Source organism: Chitinophaga sp. (assembly GCF_035564935.1).
In the GTDB taxonomy this organism is placed as follows: Bacteria; Bacteroidota; Bacteroidia; order Chitinophagales; family Chitinophagaceae; genus Chitinophaga.
In genome coordinates this window covers 1-3358 of the sequence record NZ_DATMTE010000190.1, presented here as the reverse complement: position 1 = coordinate 3358, position 3358 = coordinate 1, and the positions used below count along the sequence as shown (strand labels likewise).

Sequence of the window (3358 nt, the reverse complement as noted above, 5' to 3'; positions counted from 1 at the left end):
CTTCGCACACAGTAGCCACTGTAATAGCTTTTAATGGATATATCAGCCGGTTGCTTAGCCGATAGCTGCAATACCAGGCAGTTCTTTTCCTTCAAAGAACTCCAGCAATGCGCCACCACCAGTAGAAACATAACTTACTTTATCTGCAATACCGAACTGGTTTACTGCTGCAACGGAGTCGCCGCCACCAACCAGGGAGAACGCGCCTTTGGCAGTAGCGGTTACAATAGCTTCCGCCACGCCTTTAGTGCCAGCCTGGAATGCAGCCATTTCGAACACTCCCATGGGGCCGTTCCATAAAATGGTTTTGGAAGCCGCAATGGTTTCGCCGAAAAGTGCTACAGACTTAGGTCCTATGTCAAGGCCCATCCATCCTGCAGGGATATTGTCGTTGGAAACCACCTGCGTATTTGCGTCGGCGGCAAATTTATCTGCTGCTACAGAATCTACGGGCAGCAACAGTTGCACGCCTTTTTCTTTGGCCTTAGCTACCAGTTCATTGGCCAGGTCCAGCTTGTCGTTTTCGCAGAGGGAGCTGCCAATTTCCCTGCCCTGGGCTTTCAGGAAGGTGTAAGCCATACCGCCGCCAATGATCAGGTTATTGGCACGGTCCATCAGGGTTTCGATGATCAGGATCTTATCGCTTACTTTAGCGCCGCCCAGTATAGCGGTAAATGGAGAGGCCGCATCGTTGAGCACTTTCTGCGCGCTGTTTACTTCCGCTTCCATCAGCAAACCGAACATACGGTTTTCAGGAGCGAAGTATTGTGCGATCACAGCAGTGGAAGCGTGGGCACGGTGGGCAGTACCAAAGGCGTCGTTTACATAAACATCACCCAATTTGGACAGCTGTTCTGCAAATGCCGCATCGCCTTTTTCTTCTGCTTTATGGAAACGCAGGTTTTCCAGCAGCAATACTTCTCCCATCTGCAGGTCGGCCGCTGCTTTTTCAGCAACCGGACCAATACAGTCTTCCGCAAACTTCACGGTAACGCCGTTCAGTAAGGAAATAAGGTGGTATACCAGGTGTTTTAAGGAATATTTATCGGTAGGACCATCTTTCGGGCGGCCCAGGTGCGACATCAGGATAACGGCGCCGCCGTCTTTCAGGATCTTCTGGATAGTGGGCACGGCTGCGCGCATGCGGGTATCGTCGGTGATTTCGAACTTATCGTTCAGGGGAACGTTGAAATCCACGCGGATCAAGGCTTTACGGCCATTGAAGTTATAGTCGGAAAATTTGCTCATAATGTATCGATTTAAGATAACGGGGAGTGGTAAATTAAAAAACCGCGGTACCAACAGCACAAAGCGGGTATATAGCCGGATAACCTGGCCAATCGCTGCTATGGTGTAGTTCCGCGGAATTTAAAAGACTCCCGGCCTGCACCGGGAGTACCGTATATAATTATTTGCTGATCAAACCGGCAAAGTACTTCACAGTACGAACCAGCTGAGATACATAGCTCATTTCGTTATCGTACCAGGAAACGGTTTTAACCATCTGGTGTTCGCCAACTGTGAGCACCCTGGTTTGAGTAGCATCAAACAGGGAACCGAAATGGATACCAACGATGTCGGAGCTTACAATTTCATCTTCGGTATAACCGAAAGATTCGTTGGAAGCAGCTTTCATGGCCGCGTTTACTTCGTCGGCAGTTACTTTTTTATTGAGAATGGTAGTCAGTTCAGTTAAGGAACCGGTGATGGTAGGAACACGTTGTGCACTACCGTCCAGCTTGCCTTTCAGTTCCGGCAATACCAGGCCGATAGCTTTTGCAGCACCGGTACTGTTAGGTACGATGTTGGCAGCAGCAGCACGTGCACGGCGCAGGTCACCTTTCGGATGCGGAGCATCCAGGGTATTCTGGTCGTTGGTGTAAGCGTGAACAGTGGTCATTAAACCGGTAGCGATACCGAATTTGTCCTGCAGTACTTTAGCCATGGGAGCCAGGCAGTTAGTGGTGCAGGAAGCGCAGGAGATAACAGTTTCGCTGCCATCCAGGATTTCGTGGTTAACGTTGAAAACGATCGTTTTCAGATCACCGGTAGCAGGAGCGGAAATAACAACGCGTTTAGCGCCCGCGGTCAGGTGAGCCGCAGCTTTGTCCCTGTCAGCAAAGAAACCTGTACACTCGATCACTACATCGATGTTGTGATCTTTCCAGGGAATTTGAGACGGATCTCTCTGTGCATATATTTTCACATCTTCACCGTTCACATTGATTGCGTTTTCAGAATGCTTAACGTCTGCATCGAATCTACCCTGTGCTGAATCATATTTCAGCAAATGCGCCAGCACAGTAGGGCTGGTGAGGTCATTGATAGCTACCACATCAATGCCGGGCATTTTGTAAATCTGGCGGTATACCAAACGGCCGATACGACCGAAACCATTAATACCAATTTTGAGAGTAGTTCCCATTTTACATCGTGATTTGAGTATGAAAAAATCGAGAGCGAATTTACAATCAATACCACTATTAATCAATATAATTTTAGGTTATGAAAATATTTTTTGGAAATATCAAATAAGATCCTACATTTGCAATCCGAAAATGACATGCCGCGTTGGTCAAGGGGTTAAGACGCCTCCCTTTCACGGAGGAGTCACGGGTTCGATTCCCGTACGTGGTACAGAAAAGGTTGCTCACTTGAGCAACCTTTTTTATTTGACAGATAATCCGTTCGCCAGATCGGACCAGGTTGAATGCTACCAACACGCCAACATAAAATATGCTGGCGCATTGATAGTTTTTATACGGATTAATGCAATAACAGGGTACCGGAATTATCAATTCACTTTTATTAATTCCACCCGGCGATTTTTGGCTTTGTTTTCTTCATTATCGTTAGCTACCAGCGGTCGTTCAGCCCCAAAACCTTTGGCACTCAGGCGTGATTTTTCTATTCCGTCTGCAACCAGCGCATTCATAACCGCGTTGGCCCTGTCGTCAGATAATTTCTTATTATGAGCGCCATCGCCGGTATTATCGGTATGACCCTCAATAAGGATCTTCAGGCTTGCTCCCTTTTTTAAAGCAGCAGCAATTTGTTCAACAACTTCTTTGCCCGCTGTGGTAACAGTAGACTTATCAGTATCGAAATTGATATATAAAACAGATTTTCCGTTTTCCGTAAGGTCTTTGGCGATTTTATCGGCGGTAACCTTCGTAATGGTTTGTTGGAAATCCTTTTCCTGGAGAATATTTAATTTGCCGGCGGCACTGTTGGCAGAAAACTGGATATAAATATTGCCTTTATCCTTTGAACGGATCACATAAAATTTGATGACTTCGCCGACATAGCCTATATCACCTTCATCTCCTTTATTAGGATCCTGTTTGTTATAGCGATC

General features: G+C 46.9%; 3 protein-coding genes and 1 tRNA gene. 1 reads left to right on the top strand and 3 read right to left on the bottom strand.

Annotated features, from left to right (window positions below; genetic code table 11):
• Window positions 1-54 precede the first annotated feature (54 nt).
• Entirely contained in the window at window positions 55-1248 is a 1194-nt protein-coding gene (locus VN105_RS04960; protein WP_325638525.1) for a phosphoglycerate kinase, read from the bottom strand.
• A gap of 160 nt (window positions 1249-1408) precedes the next feature.
• Complete coding sequence (gap, locus tag VN105_RS04955) at window positions 1409-2425, bottom strand: type I glyceraldehyde-3-phosphate dehydrogenase (protein ID WP_325638523.1); 1017 nt, start codon at window positions 2423-2425, stop codon at window positions 1409-1411.
• Between the two features lie 140 nt (window positions 2426-2565).
• Here gap and VN105_RS04950 point away from each other — a divergent pair.
• Window positions 2566-2637 (top strand) — tRNA-Glu (locus VN105_RS04950).
• A gap of 157 nt (window positions 2638-2794) precedes the next feature.
• On the opposite strand, the gene VN105_RS04945 is transcribed toward VN105_RS04950, so the two are convergent.
• The coding region (locus tag VN105_RS04945) for an OmpA family protein (protein WP_325638521.1) at window positions 2795-3358 on the bottom strand (564 nt) is incomplete at its 5' end.

Excerpts from the sequence above, each read along its gene's own strand:
- gap (WP_325638523.1), bottom strand. The coding sequence starts at position 2,425 with ATGGGAACTACTCTCAAAATTGGTATTAATGGTTTCGGTCGTATCGGC.
- VN105_RS04960 (WP_325638525.1), bottom strand. The coding sequence starts at position 1,248 with ATGAGCAAATTTTCCGACTATAACTTCAATGGCCGTAAAGCCTTGATC.